Consider the following 25,623-nt stretch of genomic DNA (forward strand, 5'->3'; position numbering starts at 1 on the left):
TCTAAAAATATGAAGAGTTCTTCCTTGAGAAGATGAATCGGCCGCTGATTTTACGGACTTCCTTATCGTAGCAATTTTTTTGCTGCATTTTTTACCCGATACGGTTTTTAGATAGAGTGAATTCCTAAATACATAACGGTGGGAGAAGAGGGAATTATCGACAAAATAATGGAAAATACTTTACAAATTGACCAATTTACTATTGCTAAAAAACCTTATGATAACATATAATTCAGAATATATATAAAATTCTTTAAATTTAATGGGTCAGGGAGGAATATAGTCCTAGCCCCTTATAAATGAAGGTTTTTTTATAGGTGCACAATAGTTCAATAGAGAGGAGATGGAAAAAATGAAAGCGCTTAAGTCGGTCATTCTTTGGGGGATCATATCTGCGTTGGGTGCGGTGAGTTTTGGTTTCGTCGCGCTAAACCGGGGGGAAAGCATCAATGCCATGTGGATTGTCACTGCAGCACTCTGTGTTTATTCAATTGCATACCGCTTTTATAGTAAATTCATTGCACGGAAAGTGTTTGAGCTAGATGACAATCGCCAGACTCCATCGGAAGCGAATAATGATGGGAAGGACTACGTACCTACAAATAAATGGGTGTTGTTTGGCCACCATTTTGCAGCAATTGCCGGAGCTGGCCCTCTCGTAGGTCCCATCCTTGCAGCGCAGATGGGATATCTGCCAGGGACACTATGGCTTGTAGTTGGAGTTGTATTAGCTGGTGCCGTACAGGATTTCATCATTCTCTTCGGTTCGATGCGCCGTAACGGCAAATCATTGGGAGAGATGATCAAGGAGGAAATTGGACCGATTACAGGCTTGATAGCGATGATCGGTATCCTGGGTATAATGATCATTTTATTAGCGGTACTTGCCCTGGTTGTTGTAAAGGCGCTTGTGGGCAGTCCGTGGGGGATGTTCACGATTGCCTCGACCATACCGATTGCTGTGCTTATGGGCATTTACATGCGCTATATAAGGCCGGGACGGGTTGGCGAAGGATCGATTATCGGAATCATACTATTGATGCTCGCGTTATATTTCGGCCGCTTTGTATCCGAGAGCGCAACATTGGCGCCAATGTTCACTTTCAGCGGGGAAACCATCGCCATCATGTTGATTGTATATGGATTCGTTGCCTCCGTTTTGCCTGTATGGATGTTATTGGCACCGCGTGATTACTTAAGCACATTCTTGAAAATCGGTACGATCATCGGACTTGCACTTGGTATCTTTATTGTCATGCCGAGCCTTGAAATGCCTGCCGTCACTCAATTCATCGATGGAACAGGACCTGTATTTTCCGGAAATTTATTCCCGTTCCTATTCATTACGATCGCATGTGGAGCGGTATCGGGATTCCATGCACTCGTTTCATCAGGTACAACTCCTAAAATGATAGAACGGGAATCCCATTCACGTCCAATCGGATACGGGGCGATGTTGACTGAATCATTTGTAGCCATCATGGCGATGATAGCAGCCTGTGTACTGACTCCGGGGATCTATTTTGCTATTAACAGCCCGGGTGCCGTTGTGGGAACGGAACCAGCTCAAGTGGCTGCTACGATATCCGATTGGGGTTTCATTTTGACACCTGAGATGATTACCGGCCTTGCAGACGATGTTGGGGAAGAGACCATTATATCCCGTACTGGAGGAGCTCCAACCTTTGCTATCGGTATGGCCCATATCTTCTCGCAAGTGATTGGCGGAGCGTCCCTGATGGCGTTCTGGTATCATTTCGCGATCCTGTTCGAGGCATTGTTCATTTTGACCACCATTGATGCTGGAACCAGGGTAGGGCGTTTTATGATACAGGATATCATCGGGACTTTTTACAAACCTTTTGCCGAAACGAATAAATGGCTGCCCAATATTATTGCGACTGCCATTTGTGTAATCGGCTGGGGGTACTTCCTTTATCAAGGGGTCATTGATCCTCTTGGCGGAATCAACACCCTTTGGCCATTGTTTGGAATTGCGAATCAAATGCTTTCCGCCATTGCGTTGCTGCTTGGGACGACGGTACTTTTCAAAATGGGCAAAAAAGCGTACACATGGGTCACTCTTGTACCTACTACATTCTTGTTGATAGTGACCATGACGGCTGGGTGGCAAAAGCTGTTCCACGAAAACCCGGCTATTGGCTTTTTAGCACATAAGGATAAGTTTAAAGCGGCCTATGATAATGGGGAAATTCTTGCTCCGGCAGCTAACCTTGCCGAGATGAAACGGGTCATCGTCAATGATTATGTCGATGCTGCCCTATGTGCCATCTTCATGATAGTGGTGATCACGGTCCTGATTTCTGCAATTAGGTTATGGATAAAAGTCTTGAAGAACCAGAAAATAGATTTACATGAAACACCTTATGTATCAAGGTCGTCATAAGGGAGGGAAGGCAATGTTGAAAAGATTGATTAAAATTCTCAGCTACAGAAAGCAATTCGTCAGTTTGCTAGTCGGCGTGCCAAGTTATGATACTTATGTGGCGCATATGAAAATGCATCATCCTGAAGACCCTGTGAAAACCAGGAAAGAATTTTTCTGTGAAGCACAGGATGAGCGGTATAATGCAAAGGGTGGGAAAGTGTCTCGTTGCTGCTAACTGAATATCTTTTGAAGGGCCCTCAATAGGAGGGCCCTTTTTTAGTGGGTTTTTTCGGAGTAGGACATAAGTAGAGGGGGAAATGTAACGCCATGGAGTCGTGAAAATGTGGAAAAGTAATTTTTAAACCAACAAAATCACATTTTCTAATCTATTATTCATAGTAATGTTATATAACCTAACATTTTTTAAGCGGAAAACAAAAATTAAGTTGAATTATTAGAAAATTAAGTATATGATAAAAAATATAACATAATAGTGTTAATAAACATAACATATACAAAAACAAGGGGGAAAAAACAGTATGCAAATGGCAGATTCGGTATTCATGTTTTTGGCGACGATGATGGTTTGGATAATGACACCAGGGATTGCCCTATTTTATGGAGGGATGGTAAAAAGTAAAAATGTCCTGAATACGGCAATGCATAGTTACATGCCACTGGCTGTCATTTCGATTCTTTGGGTGCTGATTGGGTATTCATTATCATTTTCACCTGGTAATACACTTCTGGGCGGTCTGGACTGGGTTGGTTTAAAGGATGTAGGCTTTGCACCTGGACCATATAGCGAAACAATTCCTCATAGCTTGTTCATGTTATTCCAAATGACTTTTGCCGTTTTAACGGTTTCGATCATTGCAGGTGGCATTGCTGAGCGGATGAAGTTTTCGGCATTCCTGATTTTTACGATCCTTTGGTCTTTATTCGTATACGCTCCCGTTGCACACTGGGTATGGGGAGGCGGCTGGTTAGCGGAACTGGGCGCACTTGACTTTGCAGGTGGCAACGTGGTTCATATTTCTTCAGGGGTTGCGGGTCTGGTTTTAGCGATCATGTTAGGTAAAAGAAAAGAGTCGGGTGACAGTGCACCACATAATCTTCCTTTAACATTCCTCGGAGGTTCACTAATTTGGTTCGGCTGGTACGGCTTCAACGTCGGAAGTGCATTGACAATCAATGAAGTGGCGATGAATGTATTCGTTAATACAGCAGTGGCAGCAGCAGCTGGTATCATTGGCTGGCTGATCGTTGAGTATATGGCTAATAAAAAGGCAACATTGCTGGGTGCGGTATCCGGAGCTATTTCAGGCTTGGTAGCCATTACACCTGCTTGTGGATTCGTAACCACTGCCTCTTCCATCATCATCGGTGTAGTTGGCGGTGCCGTATGTTTCTGGGGCGTATTCTTCCTGAAAAATAAACTGGGTTACGACGATGCACTTGATGCTTTCGGATTACATGGGATCGGTGGGACATGGGGTGGCATCGCTACAGGTTTGTTCGCGACCACTACCGTAAACGAAAACGGTGCAAATGGTTTATTCTATGGCGATTTCAACTTGTTGTGGAAACAGCTTGTAGCGATCATCGCGACATATATCTTCGTTGGCGTGGTCACTTATATCGTTGCTAAAGTCATTAGCCTCTTCGTGCCGTTGCGTGTCAGTGAAGAAGATGAGTCAATGGGGCTTGATCTTACACTTCATGGAGAAAAAGCTTATCACGAATCAATTTAAAAGGGGGTTGATCATATGTCCGAGGTTTTAACGAAAATAGAAATCATTACACGTCCTATCAAGTTTGAACAATTCAAAGCGGAACTTGCAAAAATAGGGGTAAGCGGAATGACAGTATCGGAAGTAAAAGGAACGGGTCTTCAGAAAAGTTATGTGGAAACATATAGAGGCAGAAATCGTGAAATGTCCTTGCATGACCGAATGAAAATCGAAATTGTCGTGTGTGAAGTGCCCGTTCAGGATGTTGTGGATGTAGCAAGGAAATTCCTGAGTACCGGTAAACCAGGTGACGGTAAAATCTTCATTTATGAATTGGCGAATGTTGTAAATATCCGTACCGGAAAAGAAGGACATGATGCGTTAAAGAATGATATCTGATGCTGTGAATTAATGCGGCCGAATGGGCCGGATATAGGAGATTAAAGAAAGGGAGCTGAAAATGGGGAGACTGGTCCGAATTGTTAATGCAAAAAAACAGAAGATCGTTAATACGCTCATTTCAGAGGATGTATATCAACCTGATGACCGACCCTTTTTATTGGAATTACCATTGAAAAATTTAGAAGAGATTTTATCCCTTCGAATAAAATCTTCGTTTCAAAATCCCCGCTTAAAAAAATAACCTTTCAGCCGTTATCCTGTATGGGGAGAGCGGCTCTTTTATGCGTTTGGTGCCAACTCTCGGCTGTAGCATTTAAATGTTAGTATGGAAACTTTTTTCTTGAATCCCCCATGGAAATCGGGGAGATTTCCAACTATAATGAATAAGGATATAAATTTAAATACGATTTTTTTGCTTTTTTTGACGATTTTCGCTTAGTTACTTCAATTTTTCTTTAATTTTACGAAAAGTAAATTCAAAAAAATGTAAGTTTTCCAAAAAACTATAAGTTATTTCATGAATGCCCCGTTTAATAATAGGGAAATTATTAATATGTTCTTTTAAGAGGTGAAAGGAATGGATCAATTTACGGTCGAATCCGTTTTAAATATCATCAGGGAGTTTGTACCGAAGGATGCTTCAATTTCTGTGGCTGATTCCGAAAAATACATTTATTATCAACCGAGCAAACAAGTTGATTTGAGAATAAAACCGGGTGATTTAATCAGTGAAAACACGGCGACATATAAAGCGCTGAGTGTCCGTAAAAAAATAGGGGTGCAAGTTGAAAGCAATGTATTTGGCGTACCTTACTATGGGCTGAGTGTTCCTATTATGGACGAGGGCAATCCTTTAGGAGCGGTAACGGCCATCTTGCCGTCAAAGCCATTAATTTTACCGACATCATTTTTGACCATTAAAACAGATGATCGCTGGATACCGCTTCCATATGATGAAATTATGTATTTGGAAGCTCAAAATAGGAAAACTAAAATTCAGTCCGAACGTGTGAGTGGATTCCATAAAATGAATTTAAGTGAATTGGAATTCATTTTACCTAGTGATTTATTCATTCGGGTGCATCGTTCGTACATCGTCAATATCAACTATATACAAGAGATCCTTCCCGATTTTCATTCTACATTTTTACTGATAATGAAAGACAATTCCAAAATCCAAGTCAGTCAAACATATGCAAGTCAATTCAGAAGGGCTTTAGGATTTTGATTCTCCCTTGTGTGAAAAAAATGCTGGTTTATGCTCTATTTAAGGCTTTTCATTCGAAAATGAATGTGACAATTACACCGGATTGGTAAAATTAAGTGTAAGAAAAGCGAAAATGGGGGTCTTTTGTATGAACGAAAGCGTTTTCAAAAAAATTCGCAACGAACAATTTAAGGGGAAAGTAGTTACAGCGGAAGAAGCAGCTTCATGGATTAAAGATGGGATGAAACTCGGTATGAGCGGATTTACCCGTGCTGGTGATGCTAAGGTTATTCCGATGGCTTTAGTTGAAAGAGCTAAAACTGAAAAATTCAAAGTTGACGTTTATACTGGTGCTTCATTAGGACCGGAAGTCGACCAACATATGGCGGAGGCCGGTATCATAAACAAACGTTTGCCGTTCCAAGCGGATAAAGGCATTCGCAATAAAATCAATGCTGATGAAGTCACTTATGTGGATCAGCATTTATCTCATACTGCTGAACAAGTTCGTCAAGGCATTGTCGGACCTATAGATTTTGCAATCATCGAAGCATTGGCGATTACGGAAGATGGATTGATCATCCCGACAACTTCTGTAGGTAACTCAGCCATATTCGTTCAAGAAGCTAAACATGTAATCATTGAATTGAACGTGTCTCATCCAGAAGGATTGGAAGGGATGCATGATATATATACACCAGCTAAACAGGGGGAACGCGAACCGATTCCAATGACTAACGCAAGTGATCGCCTTGGATCGATCGGTATTGCGGTTGATCCTGAAAAGGTAATGGGAATCGTCGTTTCTACAGATCTTGATGCACCTTCTACAATCGTGCCGCCTGATGAAGAAACTGCAACAATCGCTAACCACCTTATTAACTTCCTTCGTGAAGAAATCAAGGCTGGCCGTTTAACTGAGAGCCTTGCTCCGCTTCAGTCGGGTGTAGGTTCAGTGGCAAATGCAGTATTCGCTGGCTTCCTTGATTCTGAATTTAAAGATTTGGAAGTTTATTCAGAAGTGCTGCAAGATGCGGTATTTGATTTAATCGATGCTGGAAAGGTTAAATTCGCTTCAGGGTGTTCGATTACATTAGCTGAAGAAAAAGGTAAACAAGTTTACGGTGAGCTTGAAAAATACCGTGATAAACTAGTTCTTCGTCCACAAGAAATATCTAACCATCCTGAAATCATCCGTCGCCTTGGCTTGATTTCAATCAATACAGCGCTAGAATGTGATATCTATGGTAACGTGAACTCGACACATGTTTCTGGGACAAGAATGATGAATGGAATCGGTGGATCAGGAGATTTTGCCCGTAACTCACGCCTAGGCATTTTCGTAACGAAATCATATGCAAAAGGCGGCAAAATTTCTAGTATCGTTCCTTTCGTTTCTCATGTGGATCATACTGAACATGATGTGGATGTATTAGTAACAGAGCAAGGGATCGCTGATTTACGTGGTTTGGCACCAAAAGAGCGCGTAGAGTTAATCATAGAAAACTGTGCGCATCCTGACTACCGTCAACAGCTTCGTGCATACTTCACTGAAGCTGTTGCGCAAACGGGTGGGCATCAAACTCCACACATTCTTGAAAAGGCATTTTCATGGCATACAAACCTAGCTAAAAACGGTACGATGCTTGAAGCGGTACTTCAAGATCAAAAATAAGACTCAAAAGACCCCGCAAATACAGCGGGGTTTTTTTATTTGGGTCCGTGTCCCTTATTGGCTGAAAACCGATGAATCTTTCGTCACACCAATACAATATTGAAAAGTAAATAGATTATTTCTCCTAAGTAATATGTATGATGTTGCCGATTAGTTCTTTTTCTTCCAACATATAACAGATTTAAAGTGTAAAATGAAGCTTAACCATCAAAAAGATAGGGAACTGTATCTTTAGGCTTTTTTCTTTTATTTTTGTATATAATTATTCATTCAAGTTATAGAAATATGGTAAACTGCTAACAATGAAAGATTATCATACATAGGATTTTTCGTATTTATGATGTTGTTTCCTTAGAAATAGGGAGTTAAATAGAATGCTCATAGTGGAGGAGATAATTTGTTCAAGACAAAATTACATTTTTGGACGTTAGAGTTATTACTATTGTCTTTACTTTTTTATGTTGGTACAAAGATTTCTTTTCTTTTTGAACCAATAGTCATTTTTACATCTACATTGTTCTTTCCAATCTTAATTTCAGGTTTTCTCTACTTTTTGTTCAACCCCACTGTTGAATTCCTGGTTAAAAGAAGAGTGCCTAGGGGATTGTCGATATTATTGCTATATGTATTTTTCCTGGGATTGATTAGTTTGCTGGTAGGTCTGGTTGGCCCGTCACTGTCCAAACAGGTTACGGATTTAATCAATAACCTCCCGGAATATTTCAATCAAACAAGGAAGTTTATTGAAGATTCGGCTGATTCAAAATGGTTTTTGTGGACGATGGAACAAGACTATGTTTCCCTGAAAGAAGTGGGCGACTCGCTTCAGAAATATTTGACTGATTTACCTAGTAATATTACGAACAGCTTATCTTCCGTTTTCAGCGTAGTGACGAATATTACTTTAGTGGTCGTAACGGTTCCTTTCATCCTATTTTATATGTTGAAGGATGGGGATAAGCTTCCGGCCGCCATTATGAAATTCGTTCCGGTTCGCTATAGAAAACCAGCTTTAACAGTACTTCAGGAAACTGGCGGGACGCTTACTACATACATACAAGGGCAGATGCTTGTTTGCATGTTTGTCGGGATCGGAACGTTCATTGGGTATGTAATCATTGGTTTGCCTTACGCGTTCTTATTCGCGCTGATTGGTGCTGTAACCAATATCATTCCATATGTAGGTCCGTTTATCGGAGCCGCTCCTGCTGTCATTGTGGCATTGATTCATTCACCGACCGAAGCGTTATTGGTCATTCTCGTTGTAACGGTCATTCAGCAATTGGATGGTAATTTCATTTCACCGTTAGTCATCGGGAAGAAATTGAACACACATCCTCTTACCATCATCATCCTTTTGCTCGTTGCTGGAAACATTGCCGGTATCATCGGCATGATTTTAGCGGTTCCGACTTACTCCGTTGTTAAAACGATTGTATTGAATATCGTGAAATTCATCAGGATCCGAAAAGAGGAAAAGCTTGAAGAAGATATATTGGAATGAAAAAACGGGTCCGACTCAATTGAGTCGGACCCGTTTTCTTAGTGAAGGAGCAAAAGCGCCAAATTGGTTACAAACCTAAGGAAATATATTTTACTTCCAGGAATTCTTCGATGCCTTGATGTCCACCTTCACGGCCGAGCCCGCTTTGCTTGAATCCGCCAAATGGAGCTTGCGGGACGGAAGGAAGTCCATCGTTCAATCCTACAATACCGAATTCTAGTGCCTCGGTGAATTTGATGCCCTTGGTGATATTTTCAGTGAAGACGTAAGCTGCCAGACCGAAGATGGAGTCATTTGCCCTCTTGATTGCCTCTTCATCAGTCTTAAAGGAGGCAATAGGAGCTAGAGGACCAAATGTTTCTTCCTTCATGCATAGCATGCTGTCATCAATGTTGGACAGTACGGTTGGTTCAAGAAAGAGGCCGCTTATTGATTTACCGCCAGCTTCGAGCTTAGCACCGCTGCTGATGGCTTCATCAATTTGTTTTTGAACCTTATCCACTGCATTTTGATCGATAAGAGGACCGATATCGACGCCATCTTCCAGTCCATTTCCTACCTTTAGTTCTTTGACCTTGGCAACGAGCTTTTCGATGAAGGCTTCTTGAATGGCTTCGTGGACATATATGCGATTTGAACAGACGCATGTTTGTCCTGCGTTACGGAATTTTGAACTAATGATGCCATCAACGGCTTTATTAAGGTCGGCATCCTCAAGAACGATTGCAGGTGCATGACCTCCGAGCTCAAGCGAGATTTTCTTTACCGTGTCAGCTGAGCCCCTCATAAGGGTTTTACCGACTTCTGTAGAACCGGTAAACGTCAATTTACGAACCCTCGTATCTTGAAGCCAAGTTTCGCCGATCTCTGATGATTTTCCTGTCACGACATTGATGACTCCTTTTGGAATGCCAGCTTCTTCAGCTAATTCAGCCATTTTTAAAGCCGTTATGGGAGTCAGGTTTGCCGGTTTAATGACGACTGTGCAGCCGACGGCAAGCGCTGGTGCAACTTTTCTTGTAATCATGGCTGCAGGAAAGTTCCAAGGCGTAATGACAGCTACAACTCCGACAGGCTGTTTAGTAACGAAAAGCCGCTTATTGGACACGGAAGCAGGAATCGTTTCGCCGTACACCCGTTTTCCTTCTTCGGCAAACCAAGATAAAAAGCCATTTGCATATGTCATTTCACCAAGAGCCTCTTTAAGGGGCTTGCCTTGCTCTTCAGTCATGATTTTGGCTAGTTCTTCTTTATTATCATCAATCAGTCGATGCCATTTCCAAATTAGTTCAGCACGTTCGTAGACTGAGAGTGCAGCCCAGCTCGTAAAGGCTTCATATGCGGCATCTGCAGCCTTCGCTGCTTCAGTTGCACCGCCTTTAGGAACGGTGGCAACTATTTCATCCGTTGCCGGGTTTCTCACTTCAATTTTATCCAATCCAAAATCCGACCACTCACCGTTAATAAATAATCCGTAATCCTTCATGATAAAACCTCCTAATTTGGTTAAATCCATCAAACTACTAAAACTTTTAACTTTATACTTTTACCTGTTACATAAAAGTATAAACACTTTTCAGTGATTCTGAAATTTATTTGATTGGCTATTTATAGAAAATCGGCCATTCATTGATAGAAAGGGAGCATTACATAAAAAAAGAGGTGCAAGTTGCACACCTCTTCATTCAGGGTTCGATTATTTTTCCGATGAGACGGCCACTTCACTCATATCACCTGAGATGGCTTGATTTGGATTGAATTCACCTTCTGATTTAGAAATGACCACTGTAGCAACACTGTTACCGATTAGATTAGTGATGGCACGTGCTTCAGACATGAAGCGGTCGACTCCCAGCAGTAATGCCATTCCTTCAACTGGAATCATTGGGAAGGCAGCTAATGTTGCAGCAAGTGTAATGAAACCGGATCCCGTTACACCGGCAGCTCCTTTGGATGTTAACATCAAGATTCCTAAAAGGGTCAATTCCTGCCAGATGCTTAAATCAACACCATAAGCTTGAGCGATGAAAATCGCTGCCATGGATAAGTAGATGGATGTGCCGTCAAGGTTGAAAGAGTAACCAGTTGGGACAACTAAACCGACTACCGATTTTGAGCAACCGTATTTTTCGAGTTTTTTCATCACGCTTGGTAGAGCGGACTCCGACGAAGAGGTTCCTAAAACTAAGAGGATCTCTTCTTTTAGATAGGCTATGAACTTGAAAATATTAAAGCCGTAGATTTTTGCGATCGAACCAAGGATAAGAAAGATGAATAGAGCCATGGTGATATATACGCTACCCATTAATTGTCCTAAAGAGCTTAAAGAACCGAGGCCAAACTTACCGATTGTATAAGCCATTGCTCCAAATGCGGCCAATGGAGATACTTTCATGATCATACCGACGATGCCGAAGAAAATATCGGCAATATGCTGAAAGAAAGAAACGACTGGCTGCACTCTCGGTCCCATTGCCGCCATTGATAATCCGAATAATACGGCAAAGAATAAAATAGGGAGTAAGTCTCCGCCAGCCAGTGCGGCAACGGCATTATCAGGAATGATATTAGAAATGAATGCAACGGCGCCATGTTCCGTTTCGGAAGCGGCCGTTGTATATTGTGATACATCTCCGCCCTCGACTGAATCGATGTTAAAGCCTTTACCAGGTCCCAGCAGATTGACTACGATGATTCCGATGGCAAGTGCGAAAGTGGTAACGATTTCAAAATAGAGCAGGGCCTTTCCGCCGATGCGGCCAACCTTTTTCATATCACCCATACCGCCAATTCCGATTACGACGGTTAAGAAGATGATTGGTGCAATGACCATTTTAATCATTTTAATAAATAAATCAGCTAATATCTTCAGTTGTTCACCGAAAGTAGGGAAGAAGAAACCGACTGTTATACCTAGAATGATACCGATAATGACCTGAACTGTTAGATTTTTTAATATTTTCAAGGTGCATTCTCCTTTGTTATATGATAGCGCTTTCGTAACTTGATAATAGTGTAACAGAAGAAAGAATCAGAATATTCTTTTGGTGATATTGTTTTCTTTTTGTTCTTTTTGGTCTTGGGGATTTATAATAACTGAAGGATAGAAGAGGAATTAAAAGTTACTATTAGGATATAGATAGATTACTAAGCTGCAAAAAAAAATACCGGGGGAGCTCCGGTATTAGGGAAAATCAATTTTCAAATGGTTTTATAAGTGCATATAGGGTTCCGATCACAGGAAGTTTCAAACCGACCTTGTCGGCAAGGCGCAGTGCACCGCCCTGTAAATGTTCCACTTCTAGCGTTAGGCCCTTCCGGCGGTCCTGGTGCATGGAAGAGGTAGACTCTTCAGGTAAACCTGCCATGTTTTCCAATGCCTGAGCAATATTCTCCACAGTAATTCCTACGTCATAAGCATTTGCAAGATCCTTCATTTCAACAAGGACCTTTTCTAGCAATCCATTGGTTTCCGGGAATCTCCTTATCGTGCCGATAGGGAGGTTGGAGGCAGTTGTCACACCGGAGAAAGCGGTGATGAACATGTATTTGATCCACATCCTGATTAATATGTTTTCCGTTCTGCTTACCTTCATGATAGCTGATCCGGCCGCCTGTTCGAATTCATCACAAATCTTCTTTTGTGACGGATGTAGCGGGCCATAGATTAAATCGTGATTATCATTGGAGTGAATGACATGACCTTTTTCATCAAGCGTGGCAATGATGAATGCACTTCCTCCCAAGACGGCTTCATCGCCCAGCTCGTCCTGCAAAATGGATATATGCTCCAATCCATTCAAAAGCGGGAGAACCTTTGCGCCCTTTTCAACAAGGACCTTTAAATCAGTAAGGGTGCCTTGCAGATGCTGGCCTTTTACGGCGAGAATCACGAGGTCGACCTTTTCTATATCACTTACATTCTCTGTGATATGAAGGTCGTTAAATTGGTAGCTTCCATGTGGGCTGGTTATGCTGATGCCGTTTTCCTTCAATTGTTTGGCGCGGTTTTTACGGACAAGGTATTGAACATCCTGCCCGGCCTGCTGCAACCTGCCTCCAAAGTAGGAGCCGAGTGCCCCGGCCCCTATAATGACAATATTCAAAGTGCACACCTCTCTTTTGATTAAGATGTACTAATCATAACATTGACTGAAATTTCAGTAAATATTTCCGTTTGAAGGTGAATTGTTTGTTTAGAGGAGTGTAAGAATGGGAAAAACAAAAGACCAGCCTGAAAGGTTTCAGGCTGGTGCTTATCATTATTTATAGATTTTTACTTTAACGGTTTTTCTGCCCCAATTGATAGCTTTTGAGTGAGAAGAGTAGAAGACGTCAATTTTATTCCCTTTGATTGCGCCGCCTTTATCTGCCGCAATGGCATCCCCGTATCCTTCTACATGAACTTTTGTTCCTAGTGGAATGACCTTAGGGTCGACTGAGATCGCTTTTACGTTAGGGTTTTTCTTTAAGTTAAGACCTGATGCTGTAATACCGCTGCAACCTTTGCAGTTCGCAGTGTAAGCTGTTGCCTTCACGGTGATCGTTTTATATTTCTTGGATGATGACGTTTTAGCTTTAGCCTTAGGTTTAGCAGAGGTCGAAGTCTTCTTGACCTTTAAAACTTGTTTTGGATGGATGTTATCTTTTTTCAGGTTGTTCCAACTTTTGAGTTGATTGACTGTTATATTATGTTTATTGGCGATACCCCATAGTGTGTCGCCGCTTTTAACTTTGTATGTAGTAGTAGCAGCCGATGAAACTCCGGAAAAACTAAATACCAGGAAGAAAGCAGTGAATAGTGGAAGTAGTATTTTTTTCAAAATGAATAGTCTCCTTTGTTTTAAATCGTAGACTTAGAATAACAGGTCTTTATGACAAAGATGTTTCGGTGAAATAGTAATTGTGTTACAAAAACGTTTCCCTTGATAAATAATTGTAATATAAACTAGGACAAAAGGACTTATCTGTTAAATGTAAATATATTATTTATTATGTCAGTATAAGCGTATTTTTGTTAAATAGTGTTGGTATAATGGCGTATCCTGTTTAATTAGGTAAAATATGGATGTTTAATGCCTGGTTTTAAAGTCCTGTATATTTTGTAAAAAAACAACGCAATAATAGACGAAAGAATGCCGTTTATTTTAGTAGGAGAGGATATTCGGAACATGAAAAAAAACCGACATCTATGTGATGCCGGCTTTTTTCATGATTTGGATTAATTTAAAACGAATTCAGAAGCGAAATCGACTAGCATTTTTTGATAGACTGCTACCGATTCTAGATTGACGCATTCCTTATCTCCATGCCAGTTCTCACCTTTTGGTCCGAATTCGATGGCTGGGATATCATATGCCGCAAAAAAGACGGTATCTGCGGAGCCGTGTTGTCCAAAAATGACAGCGTCTTGCTTGGTATTTTTTTTGATAATTGGGCGAAGCAGGGTGATGAATGGGTCGGACTCTTCGGTTTTTACAGGTTTACTGTACATATTAAGGTGGACATTATTTCCTGTCACACTTTCGATCTGAGCGATGATATCTTCCATTGTTTGTGTAGGAAGATAGCGAATATCAAGACTTAGCAAACAGGCATCCGGTACCTTATTATAGACATCCCCGCCTTTTATTTTTGCTAGGTTAAGTGAAGGGGAAGAGTAAAGGGGAGTATGATCCCGGGTGAAAGGAAGTTCCTTTATTTTTTGATAGAGATCATAGGCCTTTTCAATTGCATTCACGCCTTCCCATGGACGGCTTCCGTGTGCCGATTTGCCGGATACTTCAATATCGAGACGAAGGGCACCCTTTGCTTGGAGCCCGATTCCCAATTGTGTCGGTTCAGCACAGATTACAAAGTCCCCTCTATAACCATGTTTCGCTAAATATCCGGAACAGTTCAAGCCACCAATCTCTTCATCTGATACGATCTGTAGCTGGATTTTCAAACCTAAGTCCTTATCTTTCAGTTCGGTAAATGCACACATCATCCCTGCAACTCCAGCTTTCATATCGGCTGTCCCGCGTCCATATAAGTTTCCTTCATGAACCTCAGGGAAAAACTGATCCGGCGTACCGCTGACAACATCGACATGGCCATTCCAAATTAGGGTTTTATCTCCGCTGCCAATCTCGCTAACAAGCATTTTATAACCGTTATTTACAATCACATTCACGGTAATTCCTTGTTTTTTAAGCCAGTCCGCACAGTAATCAACTGCTTGGTTAGCTCCTTCTTTCGATGAACTGTCAATAGATACTAAATCTTTAAGTAACTCGATGAGCAAAAAGAAAACCTCCTAAAAATATGCATACGATTATTATATATACCCTTTCCAAGTAAGGGTTAACTCAAAAATATTTTCCTGTAAAATAACGTTTAGCCTTTTCATCCCCTGGGGTATGTAAAGGGGGAGCGACAATTTACATTCTTTAAGGAGGATGATAGATATGGATAAACGTATAATTGGTGTATATGAAACTGGAGAAGAAGCTATAAAGGCTGTTGAGTCATTACAGGCCCAAGGGTATAATCGTGAAGATATTTCAGTGGTAGCTAAAGATAAAGAAGAATTAAAGTCAGTGAATGAAGAAACGGGTACAAAAGTTGAAGAGGGGCTCGCAGCTGGTGCGGCGACCGGAGGTATTTTTGGCGGTGCGGCCGGATTATTAGCAGGTGTGGGTGCGTTGGCGATTCCGGGAATCGGACCGGTATTGGCAGCTGGTCCGCTTGCTGCAACATTAGCCGGAGCGGCTGTAGGTGCTGGTACAGGAGGATTGGCCGGTACATTAATCGGTATGGGCATACCTGAAGACGAAGCGAATCGTTATGAAGCGGATGTAAAGAGTGGCAAGCTGCTTGTATTAGTCGATTCGGATGCAAGAAAATCCAGTTCTTCTTACTCAGGAATTACTGAAACCGATGAAACGCTAACGAACAGCAGAAGAACTCTATAAGTCGTATGTAAAAAAGGACGGATCCCTTAGGGCCCGTCCTTTTTTGATTAGAATGTAAATTTCTTTATTTCTTTGTGCATTTCCTGGGATAGGGCATCCAATTCACTAGCCAGGGCATTTAATTGTTCCATGGAAGCATTCGTTTGTTCTACGGAAGCAGATACTTCTTCAGTTCCTGCTGCAGTTTCCTGATTGATCGAATTTAATTTTTCTGCATTGTTCGCCATCCTTGTGACCTCGTTTACCATATCGTTCATCATCTTTTTTATTTCGTCAAAATTGCTGAATGTGTTCGCGATAATGGATGCAATGTGACTGAAGGCATTTTCCGTATCCGTTACAGAAGTATCCTGAAGATGGATCTTTTGATTGACTTGATCAATCAAATGAACGGTATTGGTTGTATCGGTTTGCATGGCTTGAATGATTTCAGAGATTTCTTTCAGTGAGTTTTCCGTCTGTTGGGCCAACCTTCAATGCGGATTGATACCAATCCCTTTGTCTTGGGTCGAAGTCAGCCGGTAATTCAGCTTTTGGGAATAATAATGTTTTTCCATCTTTCTCTGTGCTAAGGTATAAGCCATTTATTTCAGAATTGCTCGACTGTGTATGGGAAAACTCATCCATTATGGATTCGGGGTTTTTATCATAAGTACTCATGATAGGATACTTACCGATCCTATCCAATTGATTTTCCGTTTTTTAAAAGAAGATTTCGAAAGAATCGTTCATTGACTTGACTTGCTCTTCCGTCGTTCCGGTAAGTTCCTGGGTCGTCAACTCGATACTATTTTTATAGCTCAAGTAAGAGATGGCCATTCCGCTTATCATGATCAAAGCTAAAAAATGAATCAATATTTGTTTTTTTAGCGAATTAAAATAACAGTCTGTCAGTCTTTTCATATGGACAATTCTCCTTATATACGCCAAATTAATTTAAGCTTCAATAGATATTTCGGTCTGCTTTGACTTTTTTGAAGTTTCAAGTTAGAAAATTCCCAATATTAATTTTGACGTGAGTCGACGACATATGTTCTAGGTATGAGGGGGGGATATATAGTTGATAAAAAAAGAGCTGACTGCGATGGTCAACTCTTTCATTCATTCATTCATTCATTGATTACTATTCGACTTGGATATTTTTTGTCCTGCCCATATACCATGTGTAAAACTCGTCAGCATATTCAACGGATACATCTTGGAGCCTTGTGTGGTGTACAGGCTTGGAGCGGTTGGTTGTTTCAATTGTGGCAAGCCCGAAAAGCTTTTGCAGCTTCGAACGTTCCACCTCAATTTGAATGACCTTGCTTCTTTTGGTAATGAATAGTGATGTTTCCAAACTTCCGGATTTGAACTGAATGAACTCATCATTTAACAAGTAACGGCTATTTTTGTAATCCATTATTCTCAATGTATAAATGAGGACGAGTAGAATCAGCGAGATATACCATAGGGAGGGTTTGAAATAATAGATTGCCAATGTTGTAAGAATCCAGAAAAAGCTGGGCCGCAGCATTCTGATTTTGAAGGCCTGTTTCGATAATGACTCCATTGACCGTTTCACTTTGTATGCGGGTAAAATCTCTTCTACCATCCCATATGCCCGATCAATTGATAAAAAAGGATAGAGGGTATTTGTTTCCAGCTCTTCATCACCCGTGCTTCCTGCACTGATCAGTTTCACTTCTGCCAGCCCAATCAATCTTTTAATGATTGATTGGGTTATTTCGACTGCTTGTACTTTTTCTTTCTGAATGGAAAAAGCAGATTCATCCAGTACGCCTTTCTTGATATATATACGCTCGTGATCGGATGAAATTTCATATTTTCCATATTTAACGAAGGTGGAAACGATTCCGAAGGTAACGGCGACACAAATGAGGCCCGCAATAACGATGGTTATGATCCACCACGTATCCAATAACTTGGCAAGGAACCCTTCGGCATTCTCCAAATCGATAAAGTCATCGATTGTATTATATAACGTAGCCAATATCGGGATAAGAGCCAGGAAGCTGAGTGATGTAAAAGAAGCTTTCAGCACATCTTGTTTGCTTGGCGTGAAATGGATCGTTGTTTCATTGATTGGTTCCATATCCTCAGCTATTCGTTCTTCGGGAATATCCACTTCGATAAGCGGAAGTTCCTCTTTTGAAGCATATTCCCCCTCAAGCCGTTCGGCCTCTTTTCGGGAAATCATCTCAAAAGGTACGGTACCCTGATCACCAGTCATCCCCGTTTCGAATGTTAAAGAGGTTAATCTGAAAATCTTATGAAATAACGTCGTGCGTTGCTGCACATTCTGAACCTTATGAAGCGGGACAGTTCGATACGATTTCGTGATAAGCCCTGAAGTAATATATAGGGTACCTTCATTGATTTTGTATGTATACGTATACCATTTAAGGATGACATATATGACTTTCCAAATCAGATAAACCAGAAAACCGATTTGGAGTACCTTCATGTACATCTTTTCAGAACCGAAATTTAGGACATATAGCATGATTATGAAAAACACATTTCCTTTCAGCAATTTCCAAAATTCGTAAGGGATTTTGAAAGGGTGTAATCGTTTTGCTTGTTCTTCCATCGTTAATCCACTTCCTTAATTTTTGCGAAATGGGCAATTTTATCTCTTAATTCATACGCCTCTTTCTCGGGGATGGCAGGTATGTCATGAGAGTCGCCCATTGTTCCGATGCTTAGGGAATAAAGGTTATATTTTCGCAAAAACGGTCCTTGGTTCAATTTGACGGATTGAACCTTCGTCATCGGAATGAGTTCATGCGTTTCACTCCAGGCTCCACGCTTTGTTTGAATGAACTCTTCGTTCACGTCGTAACGCCAATACTTTTGCAATAAAATCGGTTCAATGAAGATGGACCAGATTGCATTTAAAAAAGATAATACGATAAGTCCGTTTAAAATCCATCCAATCCATTCTTTCCAAGTGAAATAATCATCAACAAATAATAGGATGCCAAGGACGGCGAGGATAATAAGATTGGTAATGGCTTCAGTCATCCGCCAAACCTTGACTGATTCTTTGGAAATTTTCTTCGTTGGCGCCTGTATCTTGGAATACATATATTCACTCCTTACTATGTCTTTATACTTATACGGATTATCTTACAAAAAAGTTCCCTATTATCCGTACATGTAAAAGCAAAGTCTGGAACACTGATGGATTCCATGGAGTAGCGGCCGAATAATCCTGCGGTCACCTGAGTATGTATAAACTAGTGGATCTTTTCTTTTTATATGACCGTAAAATGGACAAGATAGAAGTGGTGAGTTTTTAGAGTGGGAGTGATAGGTTTGACATATAAAAGGAAGTTGAGTTTTATATTCTTCCTGTTTTGGATTTGTTTTTTTGATGGAGAATCGATGAAGGCTGCTAATGAGGAAGGAAACCTTGGGCAGAAAATTCAACAAATATTGAGTGATTCGCCGGGATTGGCTGGGGCGTTGACGGGAATTTCCATCCGTTCAGCTGAAACGGGGGAAATGATTTATGAAGCGGGGGCGCAAACGAGATTGCGGCCTGCTTCGAACCTTAAGCTATTGACTGCAGCAGCTGCGCTGGATACTTTAGGGGAAGATCATGCTTTTCAAACGGAACTATACATAAAAGGAGTGCAGGGTGGCCATGTTCTGCAAGGGAATGTATACCTGAAGGGAAAAGGCGATCCCACCTTATTGGAAAAGGATTTTGATGAGCTGGCAGCTTCACTGAAGCATAGGCAAGTTAAGTTGGTTCATGGGGATCTTATAGGCGATGATTCTTGGTATGATGATGTTCGCTATTCCCAAGATTTAGTTTGGAGCGATGAACAGGAATATTACGGAGCAGCCGTTTCAGCTTTAACCGCTTCCCCAAATGAAGACTATGATACCGGTACCATCATCTTGGAGATAACCCCTGGGGAAAAGGCTGGTAAAAGGGCAACGGTGAAGCTGAAGCCGGAAACGGATTACGTGAAGGTCATCAACAAAACGAAAACTGAATCGGAAGACGGCGAAAAGAAAATTGAAGTCGAACGGTCTCATGGCACACAAGTCATTACGGTGACCGGGACCATTCCGGAGCATGCCGGTGTGACCAAAGAGTGGATCTCGGTGAAAGATCCAACAGAATATGCTCTGAGCCTATTTGAAAAATCAATGAAGAAACATGGAATTAAAGTGTTGGGAAAAAGGAAAAAAGGGAAAACGCCAGTAGGAGCGGAAATGATTGCGACTCATCAGTCCTTGCCGCTTTCACAACTGCTTATTCCTTTCATGAAATTGAGCAATAACAGCCATGCCGAGGTTTTGGTGAAAGAAATGGGCAAAGAGGCAGAAGGGGAGGGAAGCTGGAAAGATGGTTTGAAGGTTGCTCGAAATCAGCTGAAGAGTATGGGTCTCAATATGCAAACGATCATGATGCGTGATGGATCTGGCATTTCCCAAGTCAATATGATTCCAGCGAATGAAATAACGAAGCTGCTGTATGCCGTACAGGAAAAAACGTGGTTTCCTGCTTACTTGAATGCTTTGCCGATTGCAGGCAACGAAAATCGGATGGTGGGCGGTACGCTAAGAAAGAGGATGAAAGGGACATATGCAGCTGGGAATGTTCGCGCAAAAACAGGGACGATTTCAGGAACGAGCTCCTTATCAGGTTATGTGACGACCAAAAGGGGGGAAAAAGTCATATTTTCGATCATCTTGAATAATTTTGTAGAAGAAAAAGGCATCACGGCAATCCAGGATAAGATAGCCGTAATGCTCGCAGAACAGGAAAACCTATTGGGGAATGGCCATTAGTACCCATAGAAAGCTAAGTTTGAAGTTCAGAAAAATCTGCGAGAAATAGATAGGCATCTGCCAATTCATTTTCTTCGGCAAATTCGAATTGGCAGCATACAGCCGATAAGCCATTTTTCTTTGCTGCCTTGATGTCGGGTTTCACTCGCTGGTCCGAATGGCGTATTCGAATCGATGGTCGTTGCAAATTGGATTTTATTCAATACCAGCACCTTCTTCTTAGTTTTTTTCATTTTATTCCCTCAAGGAAGGAATTTAAGGGAGGATGAATAGAAATAAGAAGTATAGGAGGAATGCTTATGAACTTTCCAACACTTAATGGACAGTATACGATTAGCAGTCTTATAGCTGAAATTCACGAAATTTCCAAAAAACGATTTCTCTATATAGTGGCCATAGATGGCCGGGGCGGATCTGGAAAAAGTACACTCGCTTCCCGTATTCAAGCAGAATGTCCAGGTAGCGCGGTCGTTCATATGGATGATTTTTATTTGCCATCATCGGATAGGATTCAACTGCCTCCATCCCAAAAGCAGGTTGGTGCGGATTATGATTGGGAACGGGTTTATAACCAAGTTCTGAAACCGCTTATAGAAGGGGAGGAAGCAAGGTATCAAAGGTATGATTGGGAAACGGACACTAAGGCTGAATGGCATGAGGTTCCTGCTAAAGGCCTTGTCATTATAGAAGGAACGTATTCTATCCGAAAAGAATTGGCAGGATACCATGATTTCACGATTTGGGTGGAATGTCCCCGTGATCAGCGTTTGAAAAGGGGCCTAGAGCGGGATGGTGAAGATGCGCGTCAAATGTGGGAGGATAATTGGATGGTTCAAGAAGATCTCTATGTGGTCGCGCAAAGGCCTCAAGAAAGAGCGAAACTTGTTGTGGACGGAACGAGCTGAATCCGGAGATATCTGGAACGCGCTTTTAATTGTAAGAGTTTACCTATAAAATATATTGTATGTCTAGATAAATTTCTGGGGAGCCGGAAACATGGGGGGAAACTATGTTTACTAATGAAGAACAAGCTGCCGTATATAAAGCCATTTATAACCGAAGGGATATCAGGAGTTTTTTGCCTAAGCCCATTTCAAAGGATATACTCCGCAGAATTTTGGATGCTGCACATCATGCGCCGTCTGTAGGATTCATGCAACCTTGGAGTTTCATCGTGATTTCATCTCAGGAAACCAAGAACAGTTTGGCATGGGCAGCTGATAAAGAAAGAAGGGCACTCGCAATTCATTATGAAGGAGGTAAAGAAAATAAGTTTCTTAGTTTGAAAGTGGAAGGGTTAAAAGAAGCACCATACACCATTTGTGTTACATGCGACCCGACACGGGGCGGCTCCCATGTTTTAGGGAGGAACTCCATTCCAGAAACCGATATCCTATCCACAGCCTGCGCGATTCAAAATATGTGGCTGGCTGCCTGTGCGGAAGGATTGGCAATGGGATGGGTAAGCTTTTATAAGAAAAATGATATTCGCGATATTTTGGAGATTCCGCCGCATATAGAACCCGTCGCACTCCTGTCGATTGGCTATACGGATCAATATCCGGATAAACCCATTCTTGAACTTGCTAATTGGGAAAAAAGAAGGCCGATGGATGAACTTATTTTCAAGGATAAATGGGGGAATAAATAAAACTATATATTATGATTCAAAACTCGTTTATTAAGCCCCTGGTTCAGGGGTTTTTTGTTGTGAGGAAATGATTTTAAAAAAAAATGAAATGAAGCAGTGAAAATATAGAAGACTCTTACGATAGATACATCCTTAGTAAGAGTCTTTTAAATACGTTATTCCGTAATGTTGGCACAACATAAAAAAACAAAATTTGGTTTGATTTTAATATCTGCGCCGTTGTGAAGATCCTGGTATACCGAGATCTTCACGGTATTTTGCAATAGTACGGCGGGAGATCTTCGTCCCTTCATTTTCGAATATTTGACAAAGTTTCTGATCTGAAAAAGGCTTTATTTTATCTTCATCGGCAATCAAGACCTTTATTTTTTCTTTGATGGTGGTCGTTGAATCGGTTGCTTGGCTGTTCACGCGGTTTAACCCTCTAGTAAAGAAGTTCCTTAGTTTAAAGAGGCCATGAGGAGTCTGGATATATTTATTGCTCGTCGCCCTGCTGATTGTTGATTCATGAAGCTGAAGTTTTTCCGAAATGTCCTTCAATGTCATAGGTTTTAATCCCCTAATTCCCTTCATGAAAAACTCTTGCTGTTCGTCCACGATTGATGCTGTCACTTTGTAAAGTGTCATTTGCCTTTGTTCGAGCCCTTTTAAAAGTAATCTGGCATCATTTATGTGCCCTTTTATATAATCTTTAGCTGGATTAACAGGATTCATAGCGATTTGGTTCTTGTAGTAAGGGTTGATGGACAGTTTAGGTGTGCAGCTATCGTTGACCGTTATCAGAAAACCTTCTTTTTCTTTTTCCACGTAAACGTCCGGAACGATGTAATGAGTCATATCATTGGAAAAGCGACTGACGGGACGCGGGTTTAACGTACGGATTAAATCCGAGGCCTCTTGTACTTCCTGAATGGTCACTTGGTAAAGGGTGGCAATTTTCCTGAAGCGTTTTTCTGCTAAATCCGTTAAGTGCTTTTTAACGATCTTATACGCCAATTCATTGTGATCCTCATGCTCACGCAGCTGAATGAGTAAACAATCGGTCAGATCTTTAGCCCCGACTCCAATTGGGTCAAGGGATTGCAATACTTGAATCATATTTTCGATTTCTTCCACGGATACGGAAAAATACGAGGCAGCCCAATTGGCATCCAATTCAAGAAATCCATAATCATTTAAGTTCCCAATCAAAAATTGGAGTATCTGTTTTTCAAATGCTTTCAACGAACTTAGTAAACTCAATTGTTCCAGTAAATGGCTTTCCAGTGTTTCTGTGTTGATTGAATAATTGTTGATTGGATTGTAATCATTGTCTCCGTTGAAACCTTTACTTATAGAGGAGGATCCACGTATCTGAGAATTTATTTTTTGTGTCCGAATGCTAGATTCAGTAAGTGATGCGAGGGGTTCTTTAAAGCTAATTTCGAGAACGGGATTTTCGTGTGCCTGCCGGTTTAGGAAATCTAATAGTTCATGGGTGGAATATTGAAGGATATTGATCGATTGCTGTAATTCAGGGGTTAATGACAATTTCAAGGTTTGCTTTTGGTGCAGTTCAAATCCTACCTGCATATATATCAACTTCTTTCGTTTAGATTAACATAGCGGCTCAAACGGAATGAAAAAATATTAACATGATAATAATACAAATCTTCCGAAAATTCAACATTTCGCGTCAGGTTTTATAACATCATTTAGAAATTAAAGAGAGAGATTCGAAAAAATGCATGTGAATTAGTATTTAATCTAATGAATGGGAATTAAATGATTCGAATGCGAATCAAATGATTTATGTATGAATCAACACACGCTTCTATTGATTTATTTATGAATCACTTTAACTTGAATACCTTTAATATAAGGCTCATATAATTTGGCATGCATCTTGCTATATCTATATATATAAATATAAAAATAACTAGCTTGAAAAAAATCCATTACATGAGAAGGGTGTTTTTTACATGATTAAAGAGAAGACGGGTATACAGGAATTAATCGATTTGGATAAAAAGCATTTTATTCATCCGACTACGGCAATCGAACAACAGCAGGCAGATGGTCCAAGTTTCATCTTTAAGGAAGGGAAGGGAATATATCTTACGGATGTCACGGGCAGGACTGTCATTGATGGCATGGCTTCACTTTGGAATGTGAATATTGGACATGGACAAGAAGAGATGGCTGAAGTCGCGAAGGAACAAATGACGAAGTTAGCTTTCACCTCAAGTTTCGCCACTTTCAGCAATGAGCCGGCAATCCGTTTAGCGGCCAAGATCGCTTCCATCGCGCCTGGGGATTTGAATGCAGTTTTCTTCACTTCAGGTGGATCGGAGTCGAATGATACGGCCATCAAACTTGCTCGTCATTACTGGCTTTTGAAAGGGCAGCCTAATCGTCAAAAAATCATTTCACGCTCGAAATCTTATCATGGAGTGGCAATGGGAGCTACAAGTGCGACTGGCCTGAAGCCGTTCCGTGACTTCACGAATTCAATCGCACCGGATTTTTACCATGTTGACGGTTCCTCCATTGAGGAGTTGCGTAAGGTCATAGAACAGGAAGGACCGGAAACGATTGCGGCATTTATCGCTGAACCGATTCAAGGGGCCGGTGGCGTGAACCTTCCTCCTGAAGGCTATTTTAAGGAAGTAAGGGAGATTTGTAATGAATACGGCATTTTAATGGTGACGGATGAAGTCATTACAGGTTTCGGAAGAACAGGGACTTATTTTGGGATTGAACACTTTGGTGTTGTACCTGATATGATGTGCTTTGCAAAAGGTGTGACGAGCGGATATGCACAGTTAGGCGGGGTCGTCCTGAATGATAAGATGCATCAGGATTTCATTGCCCTTTCAAAAGGTACGCTTTTACACGGCTACACATACAGTGGCCATCCTATGGCTTGTGCGGTTGCTTTGAAAAATATTGAAATAATTGAACGTGAAAACCTTATAGAAAATTCGAAACAGCGTGGTGAAGAGTTGCTTGCCGGCTTTAAGAAGCTTCAAAGCAAACATCCGATTGTTGGTGATGTTAGGGCACTTGGACTAATTGGAGGCATCTCCATCGTAAAGGACAAACAAACAGGCGAAGGCTTTGAGACACAGCTTGCTCCAAGACTGGTTGCTGAAGCGGCGAAGAATGGTTTAATTTGCCGGTCTGTTACGTTTGATCAAGATACACTCGTATTCGCACCGCCTTTAATCATTACTAAATCGGAAGTCGAAAGAATAATTGAAATCCTTGATGAGACATTTACTGCTGTCGAAAAAGAAATTTTATAAGAGGTGA

General features: G+C 41.2%; 23 protein-coding genes. 12 read left to right on the forward strand and 11 right to left on the reverse strand.

The window, feature by feature from the left end; genetic code table 11:
* Positions 1–352 precede the first annotated feature (352 nt).
* From NYE63_RS02940 to NYE63_RS02970, 7 genes are all read left to right on the forward strand, one after another.
* Positions 353–2,407: a carbon starvation CstA family protein gene (locus NYE63_RS02940; RefSeq protein ID WP_342604011.1), complete on the forward strand. Its 2,055-nt coding sequence runs from the start codon at positions 353–355 to the stop codon at positions 2,405–2,407.
* A gap of 13 nt (positions 2,408–2,420) precedes the next feature.
* Positions 2,421–2,624 (forward strand): YbdD/YjiX family protein, encoded by a 204-nt coding sequence (locus NYE63_RS02945; protein WP_076370801.1) that lies wholly within the window; start codon positions 2,421–2,423, stop codon positions 2,622–2,624.
* Between the two features lie 304 nt (positions 2,625–2,928).
* Positions 2,929–4,143, forward strand: a complete 1,215-nt coding sequence (locus tag NYE63_RS02950; RefSeq protein ID WP_342604012.1) for an ammonium transporter — start codon at positions 2,929–2,931, stop codon at positions 4,141–4,143.
* A 15-nt stretch (positions 4,144–4,158) separates the two neighbouring features.
* Entirely contained in the window at positions 4,159–4,521 is a 363-nt protein-coding gene (locus NYE63_RS02955) for a P-II family nitrogen regulator (RefSeq protein WP_063235326.1), read from the forward strand.
* A 580-nt stretch (positions 4,522–5,101) separates the two neighbouring features.
* Positions 5,102–5,752: a LytTR family DNA-binding domain-containing protein gene (locus tag NYE63_RS02960; protein ID WP_095390442.1), complete on the forward strand. Its 651-nt coding sequence runs from the start codon at positions 5,102–5,104 to the stop codon at positions 5,750–5,752.
* 127 nt (positions 5,753–5,879) lie between these two features.
* A complete protein-coding gene (locus tag NYE63_RS02965) occupies positions 5,880–7,406 on the forward strand; it encodes an acetyl-CoA hydrolase/transferase family protein (protein WP_342604013.1) in 1,527 nt (508 codons plus the stop codon).
* Between the two features lie 397 nt (positions 7,407–7,803).
* Complete coding sequence (locus NYE63_RS02970; RefSeq protein ID WP_063235330.1) at positions 7,804–8,910, forward strand: AI-2E family transporter; 1,107 nt, start codon at positions 7,804–7,806, stop codon at positions 8,908–8,910.
* A 67-nt stretch (positions 8,911–8,977) separates the two neighbouring features.
* Here the strand turns inward: NYE63_RS02970 and NYE63_RS02975 are convergent, their stop codons facing one another.
* From NYE63_RS02975 to NYE63_RS02995, 5 genes are all read right to left on the reverse strand, one after another.
* Positions 8,978–10,396: an NAD-dependent succinate-semialdehyde dehydrogenase gene (locus NYE63_RS02975; RefSeq protein ID WP_342604014.1), complete on the reverse strand. Its 1,419-nt coding sequence runs from the start codon at positions 10,394–10,396 to the stop codon at positions 8,978–8,980.
* A gap of 210 nt (positions 10,397–10,606) precedes the next feature.
* Positions 10,607–11,875 (reverse strand): dicarboxylate/amino acid:cation symporter, encoded by a 1,269-nt coding sequence (locus NYE63_RS02980; RefSeq protein WP_342604015.1) that lies wholly within the window; start codon positions 11,873–11,875, stop codon positions 10,607–10,609.
* Positions 11,876–12,104: 229 nt separating this feature from the next.
* Positions 12,105–13,025, reverse strand: coding sequence for a 2-dehydropantoate 2-reductase (locus NYE63_RS02985; RefSeq protein WP_342604016.1), 921 nt, complete (start codon positions 13,023–13,025; stop codon positions 12,105–12,107).
* Between the two features lie 147 nt (positions 13,026–13,172).
* Positions 13,173–13,733, reverse strand: coding sequence for a 3D domain-containing protein (locus NYE63_RS02990; protein WP_275728777.1), 561 nt, complete (start codon positions 13,731–13,733; stop codon positions 13,173–13,175).
* Between the two features lie 398 nt (positions 13,734–14,131).
* Entirely contained in the window at positions 14,132–15,196 is a 1,065-nt protein-coding gene (locus NYE63_RS02995; RefSeq protein WP_342604017.1) for a M20/M25/M40 family metallo-hydrolase, read from the reverse strand.
* 163 nt (positions 15,197–15,359) lie between these two features.
* Here NYE63_RS02995 and NYE63_RS03000 point away from each other — a divergent pair, with 163 nt between their 5' ends.
* Positions 15,360–15,866, forward strand: a complete 507-nt coding sequence (locus NYE63_RS03000; protein WP_342604018.1) for a general stress protein — start codon at positions 15,360–15,362, stop codon at positions 15,864–15,866.
* Between the two features lie 47 nt (positions 15,867–15,913).
* Here NYE63_RS03000 and NYE63_RS03005 read toward each other — a convergent pair whose 3' ends face one another.
* From NYE63_RS03005 to NYE63_RS03020, 4 genes are all read right to left on the reverse strand, one after another.
* On the reverse strand, positions 15,914–16,336 hold the full coding sequence (locus NYE63_RS03005; protein WP_342604019.1) for a hypothetical protein: 423 nt from the start codon (positions 16,334–16,336) through the stop codon (positions 15,914–15,916).
* A 232-nt stretch (positions 16,337–16,568) separates the two neighbouring features.
* The gene (locus tag NYE63_RS03010; protein WP_342604020.1) at positions 16,569–16,769 is read right to left on the reverse strand and encodes a hypothetical protein; all 201 of its coding nucleotides are present in this window, start codon (positions 16,767–16,769) and stop codon (positions 16,569–16,571) included.
* 220 nt (positions 16,770–16,989) lie between these two features.
* Positions 16,990–18,459, reverse strand: coding sequence for a PH domain-containing protein (locus NYE63_RS03015; RefSeq protein ID WP_342604021.1), 1,470 nt, complete (start codon positions 18,457–18,459; stop codon positions 16,990–16,992).
* Positions 18,460–18,461: 2 nt separating this feature from the next.
* Entirely contained in the window at positions 18,462–18,956 is a 495-nt protein-coding gene (locus NYE63_RS03020; RefSeq protein ID WP_342604022.1) for a PH domain-containing protein, read from the reverse strand.
* A gap of 231 nt (positions 18,957–19,187) precedes the next feature.
* On the opposite strand from NYE63_RS03020, the gene dacB reads away from it, so the two are divergent.
* Complete coding sequence (gene dacB, locus NYE63_RS03025) at positions 19,188–20,678, forward strand: D-alanyl-D-alanine carboxypeptidase/D-alanyl-D-alanine-endopeptidase (protein ID WP_342604023.1); 1,491 nt, start codon at positions 19,188–19,190, stop codon at positions 20,676–20,678.
* Between the two features lie 65 nt (positions 20,679–20,743).
* Here the strand turns inward: dacB and NYE63_RS03030 are convergent, their stop codons facing one another.
* Positions 20,744–20,911 carry a hypothetical protein gene (locus tag NYE63_RS03030; protein ID WP_342604024.1) on the reverse strand — a complete coding sequence of 56 codons (168 nt, stop codon included), beginning with the start codon at positions 20,909–20,911 and terminating at the stop codon, positions 20,744–20,746.
* A 66-nt stretch (positions 20,912–20,977) separates the two neighbouring features.
* On the opposite strand from NYE63_RS03030, the gene NYE63_RS03035 reads away from it, so the two are divergent.
* Both NYE63_RS03035 and bluB read left to right on the forward strand, forming a co-directional pair.
* Positions 20,978–21,583 carry a uridine kinase gene (locus tag NYE63_RS03035; RefSeq protein WP_342604025.1) on the forward strand — a complete coding sequence of 202 codons (606 nt, stop codon included), beginning with the start codon at positions 20,978–20,980 and terminating at the stop codon, positions 21,581–21,583.
* A 104-nt stretch (positions 21,584–21,687) separates the two neighbouring features.
* The gene (gene bluB / locus NYE63_RS03040; protein WP_133351777.1) at positions 21,688–22,329 is read left to right on the forward strand and encodes a 5,6-dimethylbenzimidazole synthase; all 642 of its coding nucleotides are present in this window, start codon (positions 21,688–21,690) and stop codon (positions 22,327–22,329) included.
* A 204-nt stretch (positions 22,330–22,533) separates the two neighbouring features.
* Here bluB and rpoN read toward each other — a convergent pair whose 3' ends face one another.
* Positions 22,534–23,901, reverse strand: a complete 1,368-nt coding sequence (rpoN, locus tag NYE63_RS03045) for an RNA polymerase factor sigma-54 (RefSeq protein WP_342604026.1) — start codon at positions 23,899–23,901, stop codon at positions 22,534–22,536.
* A gap of 389 nt (positions 23,902–24,290) precedes the next feature.
* Between rpoN and NYE63_RS03050 the strand changes: the two genes are divergently transcribed.
* Positions 24,291–25,616: an aspartate aminotransferase family protein gene (locus tag NYE63_RS03050; RefSeq protein WP_342604027.1), complete on the forward strand. Its 1,326-nt coding sequence runs from the start codon at positions 24,291–24,293 to the stop codon at positions 25,614–25,616.
* Positions 25,617–25,623 lie beyond the last annotated feature (7 nt).

The organism is Peribacillus sp. FSL E2-0159 (assembly GCF_038643155.1).
GTDB classification, from domain to species: domain Bacteria; phylum Bacillota; class Bacilli; order Bacillales; family DSM-1321; genus Peribacillus; species Peribacillus simplex.